Origin of the sequence: Halosimplex carlsbadense 2-9-1, from assembly GCF_000337455.1 — an archaeon.
GTDB classification, from domain to species: Archaea; Halobacteriota; Halobacteria; order Halobacteriales; family Haloarculaceae; genus Halosimplex; species Halosimplex carlsbadense.
In genome coordinates, this window is record NZ_AOIU01000013.1 from 77,323 (window position 1) to 99,777 (window position 22,455).

At 70.1% G+C, this 22,455-nt stretch carries 17 protein-coding genes; 11 read left to right on the forward strand and 6 right to left on the reverse strand.

All coding sequences use genetic code 11. The features are described from left to right. Positions 1–7 precede the first annotated feature (7 nt). Both C475_RS06035 and C475_RS06040 read left to right on the forward strand, forming a co-directional pair. Positions 8–1,468, forward strand: coding sequence for a redoxin domain-containing protein (locus C475_RS06035; protein WP_006882900.1), 1,461 nt, complete (start codon positions 8–10; stop codon positions 1,466–1,468). 48 nt (positions 1,469–1,516) lie between these two features. Beyond that, the gene (locus C475_RS06040; protein ID WP_006882901.1) at positions 1,517–1,885 is read left to right on the forward strand and encodes a nuclear transport factor 2 family protein; all 369 of its coding nucleotides are present in this window, start codon (positions 1,517–1,519) and stop codon (positions 1,883–1,885) included. A 172-nt stretch (positions 1,886–2,057) separates the two neighbouring features. Here C475_RS06040 and serS read toward each other — a convergent pair whose 3' ends face one another. Then, positions 2,058–3,440 (reverse strand): serine--tRNA ligase, encoded by a 1,383-nt coding sequence (serS, locus tag C475_RS06045; RefSeq protein ID WP_006882902.1) that lies wholly within the window; start codon positions 3,438–3,440, stop codon positions 2,058–2,060. Positions 3,441–3,944: 504 nt separating this feature from the next. Between serS and C475_RS06050 the strand changes: the two genes are divergently transcribed. Both C475_RS06050 and C475_RS06055 read left to right on the forward strand, forming a co-directional pair. Beyond that, positions 3,945–4,796, forward strand: coding sequence for an alpha/beta hydrolase (locus tag C475_RS06050; RefSeq protein WP_006882903.1), 852 nt, complete (start codon positions 3,945–3,947; stop codon positions 4,794–4,796). A 59-nt stretch (positions 4,797–4,855) separates the two neighbouring features. Beyond that, a complete protein-coding gene (locus C475_RS06055) occupies positions 4,856–5,767 on the forward strand; it encodes an MBL fold metallo-hydrolase (protein WP_006882904.1) in 912 nt (303 codons plus the stop codon). 30 nt (positions 5,768–5,797) lie between these two features. Here C475_RS06055 and C475_RS22795 read toward each other — a convergent pair whose 3' ends face one another. Next, positions 5,798–10,081, reverse strand: coding sequence for a PAS domain S-box protein (locus tag C475_RS22795; protein ID WP_006882905.1), 4,284 nt, complete (start codon positions 10,079–10,081; stop codon positions 5,798–5,800). 227 nt (positions 10,082–10,308) lie between these two features. On the opposite strand from C475_RS22795, the gene C475_RS06065 reads away from it, so the two are divergent. The 4 genes from C475_RS06065 to C475_RS06070 all read left to right on the forward strand — a co-directional run bounded on the left by C475_RS06065 (position 10,309) and on the right by C475_RS06070 (position 13,306). Next, positions 10,309–10,632 carry a DUF7344 domain-containing protein gene (locus C475_RS06065; protein ID WP_006882906.1) on the forward strand — a complete coding sequence of 108 codons (324 nt, stop codon included), beginning with the start codon at positions 10,309–10,311 and terminating at the stop codon, positions 10,630–10,632. A gap of 17 nt (positions 10,633–10,649) precedes the next feature. Then, positions 10,650–10,772 (forward strand): hypothetical protein, encoded by a 123-nt coding sequence (locus C475_RS25085; protein WP_268869902.1) that lies wholly within the window; start codon positions 10,650–10,652, stop codon positions 10,770–10,772. Next, positions 10,769–10,900: a hypothetical protein gene (locus tag C475_RS25090; RefSeq protein WP_006882907.1), complete on the forward strand. Its 132-nt coding sequence runs from the start codon at positions 10,769–10,771 to the stop codon at positions 10,898–10,900. Before C475_RS25085 ends, C475_RS25090 begins: the two co-directional genes overlap by 4 nt. Before the next feature lie 231 nt (positions 10,901–11,131). Continuing rightward, complete coding sequence (locus C475_RS06070) at positions 11,132–13,306, forward strand: amino acid permease (protein WP_006882908.1); 2,175 nt, start codon at positions 11,132–11,134, stop codon at positions 13,304–13,306. Positions 13,307–13,406: 100 nt separating this feature from the next. On the opposite strand, the gene C475_RS06075 is transcribed toward C475_RS06070, so the two are convergent. Then, positions 13,407–15,245, reverse strand: a complete 1,839-nt coding sequence (locus C475_RS06075) for a formate/nitrite transporter family protein (protein WP_006882909.1) — start codon at positions 15,243–15,245, stop codon at positions 13,407–13,409. A 167-nt stretch (positions 15,246–15,412) separates the two neighbouring features. Here C475_RS06075 and C475_RS06080 point away from each other — a divergent pair, with 167 nt between their 5' ends. Further along, the gene (locus C475_RS06080; RefSeq protein WP_006882910.1) at positions 15,413–17,272 is read left to right on the forward strand and encodes a cation:proton antiporter domain-containing protein; all 1,860 of its coding nucleotides are present in this window, start codon (positions 15,413–15,415) and stop codon (positions 17,270–17,272) included. A 16-nt stretch (positions 17,273–17,288) separates the two neighbouring features. Here the strand turns inward: C475_RS06080 and C475_RS06085 are convergent, their stop codons facing one another. From C475_RS06085 to C475_RS06095, 3 genes are all read right to left on the reverse strand, one after another. Beyond that, the gene (locus tag C475_RS06085; RefSeq protein WP_049930181.1) at positions 17,289–18,920 is read right to left on the reverse strand and encodes a PAS domain-containing protein; all 1,632 of its coding nucleotides are present in this window, start codon (positions 18,918–18,920) and stop codon (positions 17,289–17,291) included. Positions 18,921–19,252: 332 nt separating this feature from the next. Beyond that, the gene (locus C475_RS06090; protein ID WP_006882912.1) at positions 19,253–20,392 is read right to left on the reverse strand and encodes a thiolase family protein; all 1,140 of its coding nucleotides are present in this window, start codon (positions 20,390–20,392) and stop codon (positions 19,253–19,255) included. A 99-nt stretch (positions 20,393–20,491) separates the two neighbouring features. Then, the gene (locus tag C475_RS06095) at positions 20,492–20,716 is read right to left on the reverse strand and encodes a hypothetical protein (protein ID WP_006882913.1); all 225 of its coding nucleotides are present in this window, start codon (positions 20,714–20,716) and stop codon (positions 20,492–20,494) included. Positions 20,717–20,807: 91 nt separating this feature from the next. On the opposite strand from C475_RS06095, the gene C475_RS06100 reads away from it, so the two are divergent. Together C475_RS06100 and C475_RS06105 are read left to right on the forward strand one after the other, a co-directional pair. Next, positions 20,808–20,999 (forward strand): hypothetical protein, encoded by a 192-nt coding sequence (locus C475_RS06100; RefSeq protein WP_006882914.1) that lies wholly within the window; start codon positions 20,808–20,810, stop codon positions 20,997–20,999. 85 nt (positions 21,000–21,084) lie between these two features. Next, positions 21,085–22,452 carry an ATP-binding protein gene (locus tag C475_RS06105; protein WP_006882915.1) on the forward strand — a complete coding sequence of 456 codons (1,368 nt, stop codon included), beginning with the start codon at positions 21,085–21,087 and terminating at the stop codon, positions 22,450–22,452. The last annotated feature ends 3 nt before the right edge of the window (positions 22,453–22,455 follow it).

Below are 22,455 nucleotides of genomic sequence, written 5' to 3' on the forward strand. Positions count from 1 at the left end.
TGTAGCAATGCTTTCGGAGGGTGCGGCGGCGCCAGCGGTCGACCTGCCGGCATACGTCGACGGCGAGCGCCGGCGCGTGGACCTCGACGACTATCTGGGGGAGGGAATCGTCGTCCTCGCGTTCTATCCAGCGGATTTCAACCCGGCCTGCACGATGCAGGAGTCGGACCTGGGCGACCTGGACCTGTTCACGATGCAGAAGGACGTGTCCGTCTTCGGGGTCTCCCCGGACAGCACCTACAGCCACGAGGCGTTCGCCGAGCGCTACGGGCTACACGTCCCGCTGTTGAGCGACCGCGGGGGCGAAGCCGCCGAGGCCTACGGCGTGACGACCGAGAACGAGGTGGGCGAACGGCTCGTCCGACGGTCGGTCTTCGTCGTCGACCACCGCGGCACCGTCCAGTACGCCCGGGCGGCCGCGGACCTCGAAACGCCGCTCGACGTGGCGCCGGTCAAGGCGGCCGTCGGCGATATCGGCGGCGACGACACCGCGCTGGAGCGCTATCGCGTCGGCCACGACCACTACGCCGAGGGACGCGAGGCGTTCCGGACGGCGATGGCCGACTACGAGGACCGCGAGTGGATGGACGCCCGGAGCGGGTTCGACGACGCCGAACCCGCCTTCTCCGCCGCCGCCGACCACTTCGACACGGCCGTGCGCTTCGCCGAGACGGCGGAGTTCGAGGCGGTCGTCGACCGGACCGAGGAGAAGGCCGACACGCTCGCCCACGCGGCCAGCTGGCTGGCCGACTCCGCCGACGCGCTCGCCAGCGGTCGCGGCAAGCAGGGCGCGCAGTACCGGGAGGACGCCCAGCGCCTGCTCGACGCCGCCACGGACCTCTCGGAGCCGCCCGAGTCCGACGCCTTCCGACTGACCGCCGACGGCGTCGAACTCGGCGACTCGGTCGTCGTCGACCCCGACGAGGAGGAGGGCTACGACTGGCGAGCCGACGACGAAGACTGCGTCGACGCCGGACTGGCCGTCGACGACGCCGACCTGGACGCCGCCGTCGCCGGCGACGGTGACGACTACGAACCGACGGACGAACCCGACACCGTCGAGGGCGACCTGGAGATGGACCTCGACGCCGTCGATGCGGCCGCCGACGGGGACGGCGAGAGTGCCGAGCGCTCAAACGTCGAGGGCGACACCGTCGAGGGCGACCTGGAGATGGACCTCGACGCGGTGGACGAGGCCGACGAGACCGCGAGGGAGGAGTCGGCCGACGGATCCGACGCGGCGACTCCGAGCCGCGAGGGGTCGAGTGACGGTCCCGATACCGAGGCCGAAGCCGAACCGGGTGACGGGCGAGCCGCCGAGGGCGAACGGGCCGGCGGCGACTCGACGGACGCGGACGACGGCGACGAGGCGGGCGTCGAGGAGCTCGACCTTGCGGACCCGACCGAGGGCGACGACGAGGACGACGAGGACGACGAGCGGGCGAACTGGGACATCCCCGGCCGCTGACCCAGTACCGACCGCCGTCCTCTTGTCGCGGCCACGCCAAGCCGGGGTATGACCGACGGCGCCGAGCGAGCGCGGGGGTACTATCGGGCGCTCGACGAGGGCGACTACGACGCGCTCGCGGCCCTGCTGGCCGAGGAGTTCGTCCACGAGCGGCCGGATCGCACCCTGGAGGGGCGCGAGCGCTTCGTGACGTTCATGCGCGAGGAGCGACCGCAGACCGACACCGGCCACCGCGTCGATTCGGTGTTCGGGGGGCGCGCTGATGCGGGAGTACAAGAGGGTGGCGACGAGGCCGGTGAGGGCGTCGCCGTCCAGGGGCGACTGCTCGCCGCCGACGGATCGGTGATCACCGGCTTCGTCGACGTGTTCTCGGTGTCAGCGGCGGGGATCGACCGGATCGAGACGTACACGGACTGACACCGCCGCGCTCCCGGCGGACTTGACACGCTCTCGTGCGCGTTATTCCTTGTCGCCGGCGCCGGCCGCTGGGTGTCGCCGGCGGACTTGACGCGCTCCCGTGGGCGTCACTCCTTGTCGCCGGCGCCGGCCGCTGGGTGTCGCCGGCGGACTTGACGCGCTCCCGTGGGCGTCACTCCTTCTCGCCGGCGCCGACGGCGCTCTCGCCGACGGGCTCGTGGCCGTCGATGACCTCCTGACCGTTCATGTACGGCACCAGCGCCTCGGGGACGGTGACGGTGCCGTCGTCGTTCTGGTAGTACTCCATGATGGCGACCATGACTCGGGGAACGGCGACGCCGCTGCCGTTGAGCGTGTGGAGGTACTCCGCGCTCTCGTGGCGCTCGGGCCGGTAGCGCAGGCCTGCCCGCCGGGCCTGGAAGTCCTCGAAGTTCGAGACGCTGGAGACTTCCAGCCAGCGCCCGCCCACGTCGGGCCCGTCTTCCATGTCGTCGCCGGGCGCCCACACCTCGATGTCGTACTTCTTGGCCTGGGTGAAGCCCATGTCGCCGGTACACATGTCGAGCACGCGGTAGGGCAGCCCGAGCCGCTGGAGCACCGCTTCGGCTTCGCTCAGGAGCCCCTCCATGCGTTCGTAGCTCTCCTCGGGGCGGACGAAGTTGACGAGTTCGACCTTGTTGAACTGGTGGACGCGGACGTACCCGCGCGTTTCGGTGCCGTGTTCGCCCGCTTCGCGGCGGAAGTTCGGCGAGAACGCCTGGTGTTTGAGCGGGAGGTCGTCGTCCAGCAGGATCTCGTCGCGGTACATGTTGGTGACCGGCACCTCCGCGGTGGGGAGCAGCCACAGATCGTCGTCGTCGTAGTCGTCCTCCTGGCGGGCCTCCACGCGGTAGGCGTCCTCGGCGAATTTCGGGAGCTGTCCCGTCCCGCGCATTGACGCGGAGTTGACCGGGATCGGCGGCGCCACCTCGACGTAGTCCTGCTCCTCGTGGACGTCGAGGAAAAACTGGATCAGCGCCCGTTCGAGCTTGGCGCCGTCGCCCTTGACGAACTGGAAGCCCCCGCCCGACACCTTCGCGCCCCGTTCGAAGTCGAGGATGTCCAGCTCCTCTCCCAGGTCGTAGTGGGGGGTCACGTCGTCGGGGTCGACGCGGAGGTCGTCGAACCCCTCGCGGTAGCGCTCGACGTTGTCGCTTTCGTCCTCGCCGGTGGGGACGGAGTCGTGGGGCACGTTCGGGATCGTCAGGAGGCGCTCTTCGAGTTCCGCCTGGAGTTCGTCGGCGCGGTCCTCGACCGTCTGGAGTTCGTCTTTGAGCTCCTGGGAGCGCTCGATGGCTTCCTGGGCCTCCTCGTCTTTGCCCTCCTGTTTGAGGTCGCCGATCGTCGAGGAGACCTCGTTGCGCTCGTGACGGAGGCCGTCGCCGCGGGACTTGAGTTCGCGCCACTCCTCGTCGATCTCGAGGATCTCGTCCAGGTCGACGCCCGTGACGCCCTTGCGCTCGATGGCGTCCCGGACCGCCTCGGGGTTCTCCCGGACGAACTGCCTGCTTAGCATGGTCGGCGGTTCTCCACGGAGGGAAGTAGGCGTGTCGGTCCGATGTGAATCAGTCTCGGTATCGGGTGGCGACATCGTGATTTCGATAAGCGCAACGCGACCGCAGTGAGAGCCGCGCCGCACAACAGCGTGAAAGCCCCGACCCGTTCGACCATCCGGGACTCGCTGCGCGCTTCCCTCGCGCTGCTCGGTCTAGTGCTTGCGTCGCCTCGTACGTCGAACGGGTCGCCCCTTTCATTCCCACCCGTGTCGGCTGATCGGCCAGTCTATGCGGGCGGGAATGAAAGGGGCCGCCGTCTCGGCGAACCCGGACGACGTAAGCACCGCAGGCGAGCGGAGCGAGCCGAGGCGCGCAGCGAGGCCCGGGAGCCGAGACGGCGGGGGCTTTCACGCTGTTCGCAGTGCTGTCGGCGAGTCCGGTCGTAGCGGTTGCGGTCGCGGAGTCACGGACGGTCTCTCCCCGGAGCGATACCCGTTTGTGCGCAGAGACGTATCCACGAACACATGACCGAGCCGTCGACGATCGAACTACCGGACGGCCGAACGCTGTCGTACGCCGAGTACGGCGACGCCGAGGGGAGGCCGGTCTTCGCCTTCCACGGGGTCATCGGGTCGCGGCTGATGTGGTCGCTGTGTGACGAGGACGCCGCCGAGCGCGACGTCCGCCTGATCGCGCCGGACCGGCCGGGCTTCGGCGCGTCGGACTTCCAGCGCGACCGGCGACTGCTCGACTGGCCCGAGGACGTGTGCGTGTTGGCCGACGAACTGGGGATCGACCGCTTCGGGGTGACGGGCTTTTCCGGCGGCGGTCCGCACGCGATGGCCTGCGCCCACACCGTGCCCGAGCGCGTGCGCGGCGTCTCGCTGGTGAGTACGGTGACACCCCCGGGGACCCGGCACCGGGCGGACCCGTTCAACGAGGCGGTGTTGTCGGCGACGCGGTTCGTCCCGGGCTTCTCGCAGACGGCGTTCGCCACGTCGGCGTGGCTGGCCGACAACGCCTGGCCGCAGTTCCGCACGGCCCTGAAAGCGGGCTCGCCGCCCGAGGACCGGGCGGTATTCGACGGCCCGGCGGGCGAGACGCTGTTCGCCGACGGCGCCGAGGCGTTCCGCAACGGCGCCCGGGGGCCGGCCCACGACCTGCCGCTCGTGGGCGACGACTGGGGCTTCGACGTCAGCGAGTGCCGGCACGACGTGGCCCTCTGGCACGGCCGGGCGGACGCGACGGTCGGCCCCGACCTGGCGCGGGCGTTCGGCGACCTGTTGCCCGTCGCGGACCTCTATCTCGGCGACGGCGCCCACTACTCGACGTACGTCGACAACCGCGGCGCGATCCTCGACGCCGCGGCGGGTTGAGGCGTCCGGGTACTCGGACCGACGCCAACCGTTTAGTCCGCGCCGCTCGACCCGGGGATATGGCAATCGGCGACGTGTCCGCGGTGACGGTCGGTGACTGCACGGATCTCTCCTTCGTCGACACGGGGATGTACGACACCGAGGCGTACGGCGCGGTCTACCTGATCGACGACGACCGGCCCGCGCTGGTCGACACCGGCATCGGCACGAACTACGAGCGGGTCCTCGATCTGGTGCGCGAATCTGGCCTCGAACCCGACGACATCGAGGTGATCGCGCTGACGCACGTCCACCTCGACCACGCCGGGGGCGCGGGCGTTCTCGTCGAGGAGTGCCCGAACGCCGAGGTGTACGTCCACCCGACCGGCGCCCCCCACGTCGCCGACCCCGAGCGGCTCTGGGAGGGCACGAAATCGGCTGTCGGCGACCAGATCGCCTTCTACACTGAACCGGAACCGGTTCCCGACGAGCGGATCGTCGAGATCGAGGACGGCGACGCTATCGACCTGGGCGACCACGCGCTGGAAGTCCACCATACGCCGGGCCACGCGCCCCATCAGGTCGTCTTCCACGACCCCGCGAACGACGCCGTCTTCACGGCCGACGCGGCGGGCATCTACGCGCCGAGTACCGACGAGGTCTTCCCGACGAGTCCGCCGCCGAACTTCGACCCCGAGGGCTGTCAGGCCGATATCGACACCTTGCGGGCGATCGACCCCGAGGTGCTGTGTTACGCCCACTTCGGGCCGACCGAGACGGGCGACAAACTCGACCGGTACGCCGAGGTACTCGACTCGTGGGTCGAGGCGGTCGCGAGGGCGCGGGCGGAATCGGGCGACGACGCGGCGGTGGTCGACCCCTTCGTCGCCGAGGCGGACGCCGAGCGGGCGGTGTGGGGCGCCGAGAAGGCCGACGCCGAGGTGGCGATGAACGTCCGGGGGGTGCTGGCGGCGCTGGACCGCGAGGAGTGACGGGGACGGGCGACCGCCGCCGTCTCCCGCTCAGTCCGCGGCGCCCTCGAAGAGGCCGCCGAACACCTTGCCCTCGGCCTTGCGGAGGTGCTGGTGGAAGGTGGGCGGGGAGACCTGTAGCGACTCGGCCACGTCCTCGCCGGAGGCGTCGCGGGGCCACTCGAAGAAGCCGGCGTAGTAGGCCGCCTCCAGCGTGGTCCGCTGGCGGTCGGTGAGCCCCTCCAGCAGCGACCGCGTCGGCCGCGCGCGGGCGTCCCCTTTGGTCACCTGCTGGCGACGGAGCATCGTCGCCTCCGGGTAGGCCTCGGTCACGGCGTCGATCACCTGGCGCACGTCCGTGTTCGGCGAGACGTGCAGCGCCAGCCGGTAGTCGCCGTCCTCGACGACGGCCGTCTCGACCGATCCGCCGAGCGAGGCGACCGCCGACAGGACGGGCGGTTCGACCAGCCGGAGTTCGAACCCGCGCTCGCCGTCGTCGTCGGCGTCCGGGTCCTGGAACGACACGTCGGCCCAGTGGGGGAGGTGGTCGACGAGGTCCCCGAGAGTGCCGACCGCCTCGGGCGAGGTCGTCCCGTGGACGAGGAAGTCGTCGTCGGCCACGGAGACGACGTGGTCGAACGAGAACCGTCCGACCGGCTGCTCGGGGAGGCCCAGCGCCTCGAAGAAGTCCGCGATCTGGAACTCCAGTTCGACCACTTCGTCGGACAGCAGCGCCTGCTTGCGCTCGGCGGCGGCGATGGCGTGACCGACGACCTCGCCGAGCTGGGCCAGGACGGTCCGCTCCTGGGCCTCGAAGGCGCCGGGGCGGCCGGCGTAGACGTTCAGGACGCCGTAGGTCGTCCCCTCGTGGACGATCGGGATCGCCGCCGACGACCGGACGCCGTAGCTGTCGACGCGCTCGCGCCAGGGGTCGTGGGTTTCGTTGGCCTGGATGTCGCGGGTCACCTGCACCTCGCCGGTTTGGAACGCCCGCCCGGTCGGGCCGCCGCTGCGGTCGTCGCCCGGGTCGACGGAGATCGTGATCCCCTCGAGATACCCGTCCGTGCCGGCCTTCGCGCGCGGTTCGACGGTCCGGCTGTCGGTGTCGACCTCGCCGATCCAGGCGAACTTGTAGGTGTCGGCCGCGGCGAGGTACTCGCACACCGAGCGCTCGATCTCCTCGCGGGTGGACTGGGCGATGACGGCGTCGGTGATCCCGTTGACCACCTCGTTGAGGCTGTTGAGCGCGGCGAGTTGCTCGCGCTGGCGGACGAGCCGCGCCTCGTAGCGGTGGCGGTTGATCGCCGTCGCCAGCACCGTCGCCACCGACTGGACGAAGTTCACGTCCTGTTCGGAGGGCGTCGCTGCGTCGGTGTCGTGCGTGCCGAGGATCCCCCACGGCCCGTCTGGCGACCCGATGACGACGCTGATCCCCGACCGCACGTCGTGGTCACGCAGCAGGTCCGGGCCGCTGAACCGCGCTTCCGCCCGCAGGTCCTCGACGACGACCGGGTCGCCCGACCGGAGGGTATAGGCCGCCTGCGAGTCGTCTTCGACCGCCGAGACGGTCGTCTCGCCGGCGATCCCCTCGTCCCACCCGACGCCCTGGCGGAGCAGCAGTTCCTCGCCGGCCTCGTCCAGCTCGAGCACTTTGCAGTAGTCGTTGCCGAGCGTGGTCGCCACCTGCTCGGCCGCCTCGGCCATCAGCGCGTCCAGATCGCGCTCTTCGAGGGCGCGCTGGCCCAGATCCGTGACGACCGCCTGCTGTCGGACGCGCCGCTGGAGCTCGCGCTCGCGTTCGAGGCGCTCGGAGATATCGCGGACGACGCCGCATCGACCGGTGCCGTCGCCGTACGGGAACGGCTCGTAGCGGGTCTCGACCGGGACGACGGTGCCGTCCTTTCGCTGGAGTTCGAACTGGATGGTCGCCGTGTCACGCTCGCCCACCGCGACCGCCTCCGCCCGCTCCTCGACGATGGGAGCGTACTCCTCGTCGTAGATGGCGGTCGCTTCCATCCCAAGCAGTCTCTCGCGCTCGTAGCCGAGCATCTCGCAGAACGCCCCGTTGACGAGGACGAACCGTCCGTCGTCGTCGACGGCGTAGATGCCGTCGTCGACCGTCTCGACGAGCCGCTCGTACTGTTCGAGCTCGCGCTCGCGCTCCCTGCGCTCGGTGACGTCGCGGACGACGGCGATGCGCTCGTGGGCCGCGTCGCCCGCTTCGCCCGGCCGGGCGTCGGCGTCCATCAGCGAGAAGGTCGCCTCGCCGATCCACTCCTCGCCGTCGGCGTCGGTCAGTGTCGCCTCCAGCGTCGCCGTCGCCCGCTCGTCGACCGTGAGGGCGTCCTCGAGTCGTCGGGCCGCGTCGATCGCCCCCTCGTCGACGACCGTCGAGACGTGTTGACCGACCAGCGCCTCGGGGTCGCGACCGACCATCGCGGCGTAAGTCTCGTTGACCTGCGTGAAGTACCCGTCCTCGTCGACGACGTAGATGCCGTCCTCGACGGTCTCGACGATCCGCTCGTAGCGCTCCAGCTCCCGCTCGCGGGCCTTGCGCTCGGTCACGTCCCGGAAGTACACCGAGAGGCCGGTTTCGGAGGGGTAGGCCGACACCTCGAACCAGGCCGACAGCGGCGGAAAGTACGCCTCGAAGGCGACCGACTCGTCGGTCTCGCGGGCGCGCTCGTACTGCCGCTGGAACGCCGTCCCCATCGCCTCCGGGAAGGCGTCCCAGATACTCCGTCCGACGAGTTCGGGCCGGTCACGGCCGAGCAGCCCGGCCGCCCGCTCGTTGGCGTACGTGAACCGCCAGTCGTCGTCGAGCGCGAAGAACCCGTCGTCGACCCGTTCGAGCATGTCGTCGAGTTCGTGTTCCAGGCCCTCGCGCCGCCGTTCGAGGCGCTCGGCCTGCTCTTTGAGCTGGGTCACGTCGTCGGCGGTGACGACGACGCGCTCGACCGCCCCGGTATCGTCGGTCAGCGGGACGGCGCTGATCGAGAGCCACCGCTTCCCGGCGCCGGGGAGGTCGAACCGACCGACCCAGTCTCTGACCGGGTCGCCCGACCGGAGCGCCCGCTCGTGGGGCCGCTCGCCGGGCGGGACCGGATCGCCGTCCTCGTCGAAGACGGTCCCCTCGGGGAGGAGGGTCGAGCCGCCGTCCGACGACTGATCGGTCGAGTCGTCGCTCCCGAGGTACCGTCTGGTTCGGTCGTTCATCCTGACGGCTTCGCCCCCCTCGTCGAGGACCGCGACCCCGACCGGGATGGCGTCGAAGACTCGTTCGAGCAGGTCCCGCTCGCGCTGGAGCTCCCGCTCGAACTCGCGGCGCTCGGTCATGTCGCGGGTGACCTTCGCGAAGCCTTCGAGGTCGCCGTCGTCGTCGTAGATCGCCGTGAGCGTCACGTTCGCCCAGAAGCGGGTCCCGTCGGCGCGGACGCGCCAGCCCTCGTCCTCGATCCAGCCCCGCTCGGCCGCCGCCGCGAGGTTCCGCTCCGGGACGCCCGCCTCGCGGTCGGCCTCGGTGTAAAACGTCGAGAGGTGCTCGCCGACGATCGCGTCGGGGTCGTAGCCTTTCAGGCGCGTCGCGCCGGGGTTCCACGTCCGGACGCGGCCGTCGGTGTCGAGCCGGAAGATCGCGTACTCGTCGACGGCGTCGACGAGCGACTCGAACTGGTCGCGCCGGTCGCGCTGGGTCAGCTCCGCTCGCTTGCGCTCGGTCACGTCCACGTACAGCTCCACCCGACCGCCCGCGTACGCGCCCGACTCGATCGGCCGACTCCGGTGTTCGAGCCACCGCTCGGCCCGGCCGTCGCCGGCCGTGACGCGGCACTCGAAGCGCTGCTCGCCGACCTCGTCGCCGTCGTACGTCGCCAGCACGCGGTCGGCGAACGCCGACGAGTCCGCGACGACCGGCGCGATCCGCTCGTCGAGCAGGGCGCGCTTGTCCCGGCCCAGCGCGGCCGCGCGGTCGACGCCGAAGTAGCGCTCGACGGCGTCGTTGACCCACGCCACCTCGTAGTCGGCGTCGAGGACGAACACGGCCACGTCGACCGTCCGTAGCACGTCCGAGACGAGCGACTCCGCCACCGCCGGCCAGTCCGACCCCTCCACCCGGGCGACGACCGGATCCGGGACCCGCCACCAGACACGAGCGCTCGCCCCCACCTTCTTCGTCCGGAGGTGATCCCCGTCGACCAGGCGGTCCAGCCGGTCGTACGTGCTTCGACGACCCAGCCCGAGGCGGTCGGCGACCTCGCTCGTCGTCCTCGGCTCCCCGTCCCCGTCGAACACCGCGAGTGTCTCTCTGAGGCTCTCCGTCAGCCCGTGCGATTCCATTACGCCCATTCAGGGTCGGCCCCCACTACAACCTTCCGCCGGCGGAGTCAGTAACCGAGCGCGACGGATCAGTATCCGGCACAGGTCCTATCAGTGAACGAAACTACGTGGTCTGTAGAAGTACCAGAACACAGACCATACTGCCGACGCGTCGAACCTAATCACTTCTAGCGATCCCTTACCGGGGTAGGGGTGTTCGGTACTGGTACGACCGACGGAGACCACTAATGTCCCAGACCACATCCCGGACGACGGACGACGGCCGAACCGTGATCGACCTGAGCGCTGACGAGCGCCACGAGCTGCTGGCGGCCCAGCGGCGGCGGGTGGCACTGGCCGTCCTCGCGGAGCGGGCCGCGCCGACCGAACTCGACGACCTCGCGAGGGCGGTGGCGGCGCGCGAGGGCGAGGATCCACCCGCCGAAGCGGTCGAACGGCTCGCCGTCTCGCTGCATCACGTCCACCTCCCGCGGATGGACGAGCTGGGGGTGGTCGACTACGACCCGTCGGCGAACCGCGTCGATACCGTCCGCGCCCTCGCGACGGCGTAGTCGGACTGGCGATTCCCGTGGTCACCGACGACTTCCCCGAGGCGGGGCCCGACAAGGTCCCCGCGGCCGCCGCGGAGCGCGTCCACTTCCCCCGCGGCGGTCGCGGGGATCATCGACTCCCGCAGGTGACCGAGCGATGAAGGCGCTCTGTCCGAACTGCGGGAAGACCGAGAGCGAGCACACCGACAGGCGCCGCGGGACCGAGAGCGCGCTCACGATCGAGTTCTCGTGCCCCGAGTGTGACCACGACTGGACGGTCTCGCTGTAGGCGGTTCCGGGCGTCCTACAGCGGTCACGCCTGTCCGGCGGCGACCCGTACGTTTATCGGGGCAGACACCCACTACCCACGCGAGAACACAGTGATTGTCGCCGCCAGTCCCGACTGGGACGCTTCTCGACCCCGGTGTCGACACCCCGCGTTCGGACGCGTCGGACCGCCGAGTCCGTCGCTCGTGGGCGAACTGCCGCGACGAGGCTGTTCGGGCGGGATCTCAGCGGCATGAAGTCACTCGAACGGGACCTGGGCCTCCCGACGGTCCTCGCTATCAGCATCGGCGCGATGATCGGGAGCGGCATCTTCATCCTCCCTGCGCTCGCGCTGGAGACCGCGGGGCCGTCCGTGATTCTGGCGTACCTGCTCGCGGGCGTACTCGTGCTCCCGGCCGCCCTCTCGAAGTCCGAGATGGCGACGGCGATGCCCGAGGCCGGCGGCACGTACATCTACATCGAGCGCGGGATGGGCCCGCTCCTCGGGACCATCGCCGGCGTCGGGACGTGGTTCTCCCTGGCGTTCAAGGGCGGCCTCGCCCTGGTCGGCGGCGTCCCGTACCTCCTCATCGCTTTCGACCTGCCGGTCAAGCCCGTCGCGCTGGCGCTGGCAGCAGTGCTCATCCTCGTCAACCTCTTCGGGGCGAAACAGACCGGTCGCCTCCAGGTGATAATCGTCGTCGCCATGCTCGCGGCGCTGTCGTGGTTCGTCTTCGGAAGCGCCACGAGCGTCCAGCAGACGAACTTCGAGCCGTTCTTCACCGACGGGGTGGGCGGACTGCTGGCCGCGACCGGGCTCGTGTTCGTCTCCTACGCCGGCGTGACGAAGGTCGCCAGCATCGCCGAAGAGGTCGAGGACCCCGACCGGAACATCCCGCTGGGCATCCTGGGGTCGCTCGGGTTCACGACGGTACTGTACGTGCTGATCGTCGCGATCATGGTCGGCGTCACCGACGCGGGCGTGATCGCCGACTCGAACGTCCCCGTCGCCGACGCCGCCCGGGCGACCGTCGGCACGCTCGGCGTCGGTGCGGTCGTCCTCGCGGCCGTCCTCGCCCTGATCTCGACGGCCAACGCCGGGATCCTCTCCTCGTCGCGCTACCCGTTCGCGATGGCACGCGACGGGCTCGTCCCCGAGTCGCTGGCCGCCGTCAGCGAGCGCTTCGGGACGCCTTCGACTTCGATCACGCTCACCGGCGGGGTCCTGCTCGCGCTGATCGCGTTCGTCCCGATCCGCGATATCGCCAAGCTGGCGAGCGCCTTCCAGATCCTCGTCTTCATCCTGATCAACATCACCATCGTCGCCTTCCGCAAGGGGAAAGCCGACTACGACCCCAGCTTCGAGTCGCCGCTGTACCCCTGGACGCAGGCGTTCGGCGTCCTCGGGGGGCTCGTCCTCATCACGCAGATGGGGGGGACGGCGATCCTAGGCGCGGTCGTCATCACGGTCGGCAGCGTGGCGTGGTACGCTGTCTACGCCCGCCCGCGCATCCAGCGCGAGGGCGCCGCGACGGACGTGGTCCGCCGCCAGGTCGGCAAGAACATCCTCACCGAGACCCAGGACGCCATCGAGGGCGAGACCTACGAGGTACTGGTCGCGCTCACCTCCGAGGTGACCCGCGAACGCGAGGCGGCGCTGTTGCGCATGGCCGCCGACCTCGTCCGTCCCCACGACGGCCGGGTCGTCGTCGTCTGGTTCGAGGAGGTCCCCGACCAGGCGCCTCTGGAGACCGCGACCGAGACCCAATCGCCCGCCGAGGTCCGCTTCGAGGAGCAGACCGACGACCTCGCGGTCGACCTCGACGTCGACGTCGACGTGGGCGAGATCGTCAGCCACGACACCAAACACGCCATCGTCAACTTCGCCGACCACCGCCGCGTCGACACGATCCTCGCCGAACACGAGCGGCTCCGCCTCCGGTCGCGGGTCGTCGGCGACCCCATCGACTGGGTCGTCCGCCACGCCCCCACCGACGTGTTGCTCGTCGACAACAAGGGCTACGACCGGCCCGAACTGATCGAACTCGTCGGCGACGGGGGACCGTTCGACCCCGACCAGGTCGCCGTCACCGAGGCGATCGCCAGCCAGAACGGCAGCGAGGTGTGTCTCGGCTACCCCGGGACCGACGACAGCCCCGAACAGCGCGAGCAGACCATCGAGGAGTACCGCGAGCGGCTGACAGAACTGCTGTCGGTCCCGGTTCGGACGCCTTCCCGGCCGATCAGCGACGGCGGCAGCGACCGGCCGGACCTCCGGATCCGGCGCGGGGCCGACCACCGGCTCCGCGGCGCCGTGTTCGACCGACAGGACGGCGGACCGGTCGAGTGTACCGAGATATCCGTCTACCCCCACGAGTCCCGCCAGCCCGGGATCGTCCGCCGCTTCCTCGAACGCGTCGTGTTCTGAGGGCGCCGGCGAACCGTCGACGCGGCCGCGGACCGCCGCCCCGCGGCCCCACTGCACTGCCCCGCCACCGATTTTCACGTCCCGTTCTGCTCCCGTCGAGTCACTCGGCCCGATGGTCGCTTCCGGTGTCGTCGTGCCGTCGCTCCCGGCGGCCGCGTCCGAACAGCCGTTCGACGAGCGGGCGGTCGCTGGGGCGCTCTGCGAGCAGCACGGAGGCGTCGACGTCCTCGACCACGTCGAGGTGCAGCGAGTCGGTGACGAGCCGCGAGAGCATCCCCTGCTCGGTGGCCCCGAGCAACACCATCGTGTGGTCGGCGCCGGCCGTTTCGATGGCGGTCTCGACGTCGCCGGAGTCGTCGACGATCCGCGCGGCGTCGTCGAAGTCGTGGTCGCTGGCCCAGTAGTCGAGGAACCGCTCGCCGCCCTCGACGGCGTCGGGGCCGTCGACGACGTGCAGCAGCGACACCTCGGCGCCGAGGGTCGACTGGAGCGCGCGAGCGACCTCGGCGCTGAGGTCCGAATCGGGTCCGCCCGCGGTCGGCAGCAACACGCGCGAGCAGTCGAGCCCGCGGTCCTTGACGACGAGGAAGTCACAGGGGAGACGGTTGGTCAGCTCGTCGAGCGGCCGCTCGGCGCGGGCGGCGTTCCACAGGCGGCTCTGGCCCCAGCCTATCGTCACCAAGTCCGGACGGGTGCGTCGCGCCCGGTCGAACACCTCCTCGAACGAGCGCGAGGAGACGATCGTCGAGGTCTCGAACGCCGCGCCCTCGGGCTGGACCCGCTGCTCCAGGTCGTCCATGAGCCGCTCGGACTCGCGGGTGATCCGGGCGCGGTCGCCGTCGTCGAGCGGGCGGTTGGCCGGCGCCTGGACGATGTGGACGGCGTGGACGGTTCCCTTCTCGCGCGCGCTGGCCAGCGCGCAGGCGAACTCGACCAGCCGGGTCTCGGTCCGCGGGTTCGCGATCGGGACGAGGATCCGGTAGGAGTCGGGGTCGCGGACGAACTCCTCCAGCGTGTCGACCAGTGGTACGTAGGACCGCCCGGCGAGGTTGCCCAGCAGCATCTCCCGGACCGACAGCCGACGGACGTTCTCGAACTGCTCGATCTCCAGACGGCGCTCGCTGGTCTGGTAGTAGTTGACGACCGTGACCAGCAGGATGCCGCCCAGCGTGTTGCCCAGCAGGACCGGGAGCACGAACTCCGTCATCCCGGTGACCAGCGCCAGGTCGCCGGCCAGCATCGTGTACACCACCTCGGTAAAGGAGACGACGACGTGGAAGAGGTTGCCCAGCGGGATCGCCAGGAACGCCATGTAGACGACGGCGATCCGTGAGATGGTGTCGCGGGCGGCGAAGTCCATCCAGACGACGCCGGCGACGATCAGCCCGGCGAAGGCGGCCTTGAAAAAGAGGGCGGTGATCGGCGTCTCGATGCCGTTCTGTGCCAACCCGAGCGCGTACTCCGCGGCGGCCGGCTCGAAGACGCCGCCGTAGGCGAGCACGATCGCGCCGACGGCGCCGCCGGCGAAGTTCCCCGCGAGGACGATCAGCCAGTGGCGCACCAGCGCCGGGAGGCTGGCCAGCCGCTCCAGGGTCAGCGCGACCGGCGGGAGCGTGTTCTCGGTGTAGAGCTGGTAGCCGCCGATGATGATGTAGACGAACCCCAGCGGGTAGAGCAACACGGCGAGGACCGGCGACTCGGTCGACGCCGAGAGCGATGCGTACAGCAGGAAGGTGATCGTGATCGCGAACCCGCCGGCCACGCCGCTGAAGAACAGCTCGCGGAATCCGGACGTGATCTCGTGGTCGGCGTCGGCGACGATCCGCTGGAACACCTCGTCAGAGGAGAACCGACCGGGCACGACCTCGCCGGTCTCGGGGACGCTCTCCTCGGACTCCCGCTCGCGGTCCGTCGGTGACTGGACGTCGGCGTCGGCCATCACTCTCACCGCGAGGGCGGAGAGGCAAAGAGGTTGTCTCTCGCGGGGCGGCGACCGCCGAACGGCAGTCTCGGGGGAGTCGACCCGTGACGGACCCGGGCGGTCCGACCGAAACGGTCGCGGTCAGTGACTGTGTTTTTATGTGTGGCAGCGGACAACGGAGACGAATGGCCGAGAGTACGTTGCTCCTGCTGGTCGCCGGTATCATCGCCATCGGGGTGCTGGCACAGATCCTGGCCGACCGCCTCCAGGTGCCGGCCATCGTCTTCTACATCGTCGCCGGGCTGGTGCTGGGCCGGCCGGGGCTGAACATCGTCACCGGGGAGACGTTCGGCGGCGCCCTCTCGACGGTCGTCGGGTTCGCCGTCGCGATCATCGTCTTCGAGGGCGCCTTCCACCTGAAGATAGAGCGCATCAAGGCGGCGCCCCAGGCCGCCCTGCGGCTGGTCACCGTCGGCGCGGTCGTCGCGCTGGCCGGGACCGCCGTGGCGGTACGGCTGGTCTTCGGCGTCTCCTGGAACCTCTCGCTCGTGATCGGCTCGCTGCTGGTCGCGACCGGCCCGACGGTCGTCACGCCGATCCTCAGCATCGTCCCGGTTCGCGACCGGGTGGCGACCGCTCTGGAGTTCGAGGGCATCGTCAACGACGTGACCGCGGCCATCCTCGCCGTCGTCTTCTTCCAGACCGTCCTGCCCGAGACGGCCGGCAACGACATCATCAGGGGGTTCGTCGTCCGGCTCGGGGTCGGGCTGTTGTTCGGCATCGTCGTCGCGGGCGTCGTCTACTACCTGCTGCGGTACGTCGACCTCTCGCCGGGGGACGCGCCGCGTAACGCCCGCCTGCTGGTGCTGGCGGGGGCGCTGGTCGCGTTCGCCGCCGCGAACTTCGAGGCGACCGAGGCCGGCGTCGCCGCGACCGCGACCGCGGGGTTCCTGCTGGGCAACGCCGACGTGCCCTACGAGGCGGAGATCGAGGCGTTCAAGGGCGACTTGACGCTGCTCGTCCTCGCGTTCGTGTTCATCGGGCTCGCGGCGCTGCTCGACCCCGGGGCGCTGGCCGAGGTCGGCCTCGGCGGGCTGGCCGTCGTGGCCGTGATCGCGCTCGTGATCCGGCCGGCGCTCGTGTTCCTGTCGACCGCCGGCGACCGGTTCACTCGACAGGAGCGGACGTTTATGAGCCTGGTCGGCCCGCGGGGGATCATCCCGGCGTCGGTCGCCACCCTGTTCGCCGTCCAGCTCCAGAACGCCAACCTCGTCCGGGAGGCCAACGTCCTGCTGGGGACGGTCTTCCTCGCGATCCTGCTGACGGCCGTCTTCGAGGGCGGCCTCGCGCGCCACCTCGCGCGCTACCTGAACGTCATACCCATGAGAGTCATCATCGTCGGCGGCGGTCGGGTCGGCCGGTCGCTCGCCGAACGGCTGGAGAACCGGGGCGAGAACGTCGTCATCGTCGAGGAGGACGAGTCGGTCGCACAGGCGGCCCGCAACGACGGGTACACCGTGATCATCGGCGACGGCACGGACACGGAGGTCCTCCGGGAAGCGGGCGCGGACAACGCCAAGACGGTCGTCGCCGCCACCGGCGACGACGACGCGAACCTGCTGGTCGCGCAGCTGTCGAGCTCGAAGTTCGACGTCGAGAAGGTCATCGCGCGGGCGAACAACCCCGACAACGTCGACGCCTTCGAGGATCTGGGCGTCCGCACCATCTCCGCGTCGATGGCGACCGCCTGGGCCATCGACAACCAGATCGAGCGGCCGGCCATCGCCCACTGGATGACCGACGTGGGTCGCACCGGCGACGTACAGGAGATCGAGGTCACGAACGAGAAGATCGCGGGCAAGCCGGTCAGCGAAGTCGGCCCGATGCTTCCCGACGCCTGTCTCATCGCGCTGGTCGGCAAGGGCGACTACACCACCGCGGAGGTCCCCGGGCCGGACTACGTCATCGAACTCGGTGACCACGTCACGCTGCTGGGCCAGCGCGAGTCCGTCCGCGAGGGAATGGAACTCGTCAACCCGGACTGAGCGACCCCGCGAGTGCTCACTCCACCGGGACTCGAACGCCGACGTAGCGGCCGCGCTCGCAGTCGGCCAGCAGTTCGCCGCCGAGCCGTTCGGCGCCCCACGAGACCGCCCAGATATCCAGGTCGTTGGCGTGTTCGAGCTGGGTCTCACCGCCGCTGGTGACCGCCGTCGCGTCCTGTTCGAGGAGGAGGCGGTCGTCGCTCTCGGCGGTCACGTCGACGTACCGACCGTCGCGGTCGACGGTCACGGCGACCGGCCCCGTCGCGTTCCCGGTCGCGTACGACAGCAGGTGTTCACAGAGGGACGCGACCAGCTCCGGCGACCGACGGACCTCGGTGTCGTTGTCGGTCGCCACCGACACGTCGCGGCCCTGCTCGGCGAGCACGGCGGCGACGTCGGACGCGAGCGAGCCCACGTCGGCCGTCGCGTCGGTCGCCGGCTCCAGACACATGCTCTCCTCGACGGCGCGGGCCCGCTCGCTCACCTCGACCAGCGAGTCGGCCGTCTCGCGAAGCCGCTCGGCGACTCGTTCGTTGCCGTCCTCCGCCACGACGTCGGCCATCGCGTACACCGCGGTCATATCGTTGCGCACGTTGTGTCGGAGCACCCGCTGGAGGACCTCCAGGCGCTGGCCGCGGATGCGCTCGTCGGTCACGTCCCGCAACGCCACCGCGTAGCCCGCCTCGACGTTCGCGTCGCGATGCACCCGCGAGACCGACACGTCGAAATAGCGCTTCCCGGCCGACCCCTGGAACGGGATCGTCGACTCGGTCGGCAGCCCGCTGGCCCCCAGCAGGTCGGCGTCGACCAGCGCCGACAGCGGCTCGCGAACCACCTCGTCGAGCGACCGCTCGAACAGCTCCCCGGCCGAGGCGTTCATGTCGACGACCCGCGCGTCGCCGTCGACCACCACGACGGCGTCGTTGAGGTTCGAGACGACGGTGTCGCGGCCGATCGCCTCCGCGATCGGAAGCGAGCGGTAGGGCCGCCCGACGGCGACGCCGACCGCGACCGCGGCCAGCACGGCCGCCTGGACGACGACGGCACCCGCCGGCACCGAGATGGCCCCGCCCGTCTCCAGCGTCGAAGTCACCATCGGCGCGGCCGCGAGCGACGCCCCGACGAGCGCCAGCGCGACGCCCCGCGACCGCTGGAAGGAGGCGTACCGGGTCGCGTCCCAGACCAGCAGGATCGACAGGCCGACGAGGAGCCCGAACGAGACGACCGTCGGTATCCCGAGCAGGAGGAGGTACGTGGCGCCGATCCCTTCGAACGTCGGTTCGAGCGGTAACAGCGGCGTCAGTCGCAGAGCGGCACCGACGAGCCCGACCGCGGGCACGACCGCGACCAGCCGCACGAGTACCCTGTTGCCGTTCGCGCGCCCGGTGTACGCGACGACGAACGCCGCCCAGCCGACCGTCCCCCCGAAGACCGCGACCTGCGTCAGCGGATGCAACATCGGCGCGGGCCAGCCAGCGGCGATCACCGCGGCCTCCGCGAGCGAAACCACCGCCAACAACGCGACTATCCCGACCAGCCCGGTCCCACCCGGGCGGTCGCGCGCGCCCCGCAACCGCCACGCGTACCACCCGAACGCGGCGGCCACGGCACCCAGTATCGGCCCTCCCACCAGCGGCGCCGAAAGCACAACGGTACGCCTCACACTACTGACGTAAATATTTTTTCGATACTGAATTAGTGAACCAGTCGCCACGTTTCGCCTCGGACTCGTGCCCGGAGTCTGCGGGAGTGAGCGCCGAGAACGACCGGGGAACCGCGTGCCACTGGCGCGCCAGCGCGCTACGGCAACGAGAACTCGATCGCCGCGCCCTGTCGCGACCACCTTTTTCGAGCCGGGTGTCCTCGCTCACGCCGTTCGCTGCGGGCACCCGGCTCGAAAAACGTGGGCGAAAACACCGGTCGACTCGCTCGCTCCGCTCGCTCGCGACCGGGGAACCGCGCGCCACTGGCGCGCGGACGTCAGGGCCGCGAGAACTCGATCGCCGCTCCCTGGCCGAAGCCGACGCACTCGGTCGCGAGGCCCAGGTCGGCGTCGCGCTTGTTCATCTCGTGGATCAGCGTCACCGGGAGCCGGGCGCCGGAGGCGCCGAGCGGGTGGCCGATGGCGATGGCGCCGCCGTTGACGTTGTAGATGTCGTCGTCGAAGCCGAGTTCGCGCTGGCAGTACAGCGCCTGGCTGGCGAACGCCTCGTTGAGTTCCACCAGGTCGTAGTCGTCGGTGTCGCGGCCGGTCCGCTCGCAGAGCTTGCGGACCGCCGGGACCGGGCCGACGCCCATGATCGTCGGGTCGACGCCCGCGACCATGTGGTCGCCGACCTCGGCCAGCACGTCCAGCCCGTGCTCGTCGGCGAAGGCGCGGGAGGTTATCATCGTCCCAGAGGCGCCGTCGGAGATCTGGGAGGCGTTGCCCGGCGTGATCGTCCCGTCGCTCTTGAAGACGGTCGGCAGGCCCCCGAGCGTCTCCAGGGAGGTGTCCCGGCGGATGCCCTCATCTTCGTCGACGGTCCCTTCGTCGGTCTCGATCGGGACGATCTCGTCGTCGAAGCGCCCGGAGTCGGTCGCGTCGCCCGCCCGCTGGTGGCTACGGAGGGCGAACTCGTCCTGGGCCTCCCGACTCACGTCGTACTCCTCGGCGACCTTCTCGGCGGTCATGCCCATCTGGAGCTCGCCGATGTTGTACAGCTCGGCCAGCCGCGGGTGGACCTTGTGGGTGTTCTGCCCGAGTTCGACGCGGCTCATCGACTCGACGCCGCCGGCGATGACGCAGTCGCGTTGCCCCGCCGCGATGGCGTCGGCGCCGCGCATGATCGCCTCCGCCGAGGAGGCACACCAGCGGTTGATCGTCGCCGCCGGTACCGACTCGCCCAGGTCCGAGAGCAGGGCGACCACGCGGGCCATGTTGTTGCCCTGTTCGTCCCGTTGCTGGGCGCAGCCCCACAGCAGGTCGTCGACCTGCTCGCTCGCCAGCCCCGTGTCGGCGAGCATCTCGTTCACCAGCGGGACCGACAGGTCCTCGCTGCGCACGTCCGCGAAGGCGCCGTCCTCCTTTCCCTGCGGCGTCCGCCGCGCCTGCACGATGACCGGTGTCGCGTCACTCATGGCTTCAGAGTGGGGCCGCGACGTGTTAAGTCCTCACAAACGAGCGACGCGTCGCGCGGAGTTTCTCGGACGCCGAGTCGCGCCGGCGATCCGCGCGCCTCACAGCAGGTCGCCGATACCGAACAGGACGACGGGGGCGACCAGCAGCAGGACGCCGACGATCATCAGGGCCGCCGGGAGCACGAGCAGCCCCATGTCGGTCAGGAGCCACAGACCCAGCCCGCCGAGTATCAGCAGGACCCCGACGAGACCGAGTATCGCCCGGAACACGCCCTCTAGTCCGAAGTCGGCCGCGACTTCCGCAACGTCGAGGACCTCGTCCATGGTTCGTCCGACGTGTCGTTCTCCCGGCGACATAAACGTGACGAGACGTGTCAACGGAAAATCTATCACGGTCGGGAGCGAACGACGGTACATGGGCCGTCAGGGTATCACGTTCGATCTGGGGCTGCTCGCTCTGGGGTCGCTGCTCCTGCTCGGGACCGCCGCGGTCCTGTTCACGGGGAATCTGAACGTCGTGGGGTACGGCGTCCCGCTCGCGTTCGCGGGGCTCGCCGCCGTCTTCCTCGGTGTCACCCGCCTCCAGCGGACGGTCGACGGCGCGTAAGTGCGCCCGGGGCGGCCTCGACGGGACCGCGACGGCCGGGCTAGTTCGCGACACTTATCCGGTCGGGGGACGAATCTCGGTGGGAATGAGCGATCCGGAGCTTGCGGTCGTGGAGTTCGTGCTGACTGTGCAGGCCTACAGCGACAACCGCGACCTCGACGCCGACGATCTGCCGCCCGCCTACCGGGCGGTCTTCTGGAACGACGGGGAGATCGAGCGCCCGCTCTCGGCCACCACGACGACGGCCCGAGAGGCGACCGACGTGGACCGGCCCTGGGAGGCCATCTCGGGGCTGATGTTCACCGACCGGGACGACTTCTCGGGCACGATCACCTTCACCGACGAGGACATGGCCGAGGAGTGGTTCCTCGACCGGGTCGACGCCGACCACCTCAACGACAACCCCGTCCTCGCGGGCGTCTACGAGGACGCGGTCGACGGCGCGGACTACGAGTACGCCCGCGCGGAGAACCGCCCGGTTCGGGCCGACCGGGTCTGGATCGACCAGCTCCTCGAGGAGTACTTCGACGAGGACGACGAGGACGAACAGGAGATGCTCGACCTCGTCGACATCCGCGCCCCCGAGGAGGTCGAGATGAGCATGGACGATCTGGTGCTCACCGCCGACCAGGAGGGAGAGATCCACAAGATCGTCAAGGCCATCGAGCACCGCGACTACCTCGCCCAGATCGGACTGCGGGAGATCGGCAAGCTCCTGTTCGTCGGCCCGCCCGGCACCGGGAAGACGTCCGTGGCGCGAGCGCTCGCCAGCGAGCTCGACCTGCCGTTCGTCGAGGTCAAACTCTCCATGATCACCTCCCAGTACCTCGGCGAGACCGCCAAGAACGTCGAGAAGGTGTTCGAGGTCGCTACCCGGCTCTCGCCGTGTATCCTCTTCATGGACGAGTTCGACTTCGTCGCCAAGACCCGCGCCAGCGACGAGCACGCCGCCATCAAACGCGCGGTCAACACCCTGCTCAAGAGCATCGACGAGGTCAGCCTCATCGAACACGAGGTGTTGCTCATCGGCGCGACGAACCACCCCGACCAGCTCGACGCCGCGGCGTGGCGCCGCTTCGACGAGATCGTCAACTTCCCCAAGCCCGACGACCAGATGCGCGCGGACATCCTGCAGGTCGTCACCCGGGAGATGGAGATCGTCGACTTCGACCCGATGGAAGTCGCCCGCCAGACCGAGGGGCTGACCGGAAGCGACCTCCGGCTCGTGTTGCGCGAAGCCGTACTCGACGCGCTGACCGAGGAGCGCACCACGCTCACTCAGCAGGACCTGATGGACGCCGTCGCGGGCTTCGAGGAGCGGGACAACCTCAAGAACATGGACATGATCGAGGGCGACCACGACGCTCTGGTCGCCGGCGGCGACATCTCCGGGACGAGCGACGCCGCCTCCGACGGCGGTCACGAGCACAGCCACGACCACAACCACGACTAGCGG

Bases quoted from the DNA above. Each gene is read 5' to 3' on its own strand.
- C475_RS06035 (WP_006882900.1), top strand. From the start codon at position 8: ATGCTTTCGGAGGGTGCGGCGGCGCCAGCGGTCGACCTGCCGGCATAC.
- C475_RS06040 (WP_006882901.1), top strand. From the start codon at position 1,517: ATGACCGACGGCGCCGAGCGAGCGCGGGGGTACTATCGGGCGCTCGAC.
- serS (WP_006882902.1), bottom strand. From the start codon at position 3,440: ATGCTAAGCAGGCAGTTCGTCCGGGAGAACCCCGAGGCGGTCCGGGAC.
- C475_RS06050 (WP_006882903.1), top strand. From the start codon at position 3,945: ATGACCGAGCCGTCGACGATCGAACTACCGGACGGCCGAACGCTGTCG.
- C475_RS06055 (WP_006882904.1), top strand. From the start codon at position 4,856: ATGGCAATCGGCGACGTGTCCGCGGTGACGGTCGGTGACTGCACGGAT.
- C475_RS22795 (WP_006882905.1), bottom strand. From the start codon at position 10,081: ATGGAATCGCACGGGCTGACGGAGAGCCTCAGAGAGACACTCGCGGTG.
- C475_RS06065 (WP_006882906.1), top strand. From the start codon at position 10,309: ATGTCCCAGACCACATCCCGGACGACGGACGACGGCCGAACCGTGATC.
- C475_RS25090 (WP_006882907.1), top strand. From the start codon at position 10,769: ATGAAGGCGCTCTGTCCGAACTGCGGGAAGACCGAGAGCGAGCACACC.
- C475_RS06070 (WP_006882908.1), top strand. From the start codon at position 11,132: ATGAAGTCACTCGAACGGGACCTGGGCCTCCCGACGGTCCTCGCTATC.
- C475_RS06075 (WP_006882909.1), bottom strand. From the start codon at position 15,245: ATGGCCGACGCCGACGTCCAGTCACCGACGGACCGCGAGCGGGAGTCC.
- C475_RS06080 (WP_006882910.1), top strand. From the start codon at position 15,413: ATGGCCGAGAGTACGTTGCTCCTGCTGGTCGCCGGTATCATCGCCATC.
- C475_RS06090 (WP_006882912.1), bottom strand. From the start codon at position 20,392: ATGAGTGACGCGACACCGGTCATCGTGCAGGCGCGGCGGACGCCGCAG.
- C475_RS06095 (WP_006882913.1), bottom strand. From the start codon at position 20,716: ATGGACGAGGTCCTCGACGTTGCGGAAGTCGCGGCCGACTTCGGACTA.
- C475_RS06100 (WP_006882914.1), top strand. From the start codon at position 20,808: ATGGGCCGTCAGGGTATCACGTTCGATCTGGGGCTGCTCGCTCTGGGG.
- C475_RS06105 (WP_006882915.1), top strand. From the start codon at position 21,085: ATGAGCGATCCGGAGCTTGCGGTCGTGGAGTTCGTGCTGACTGTGCAG.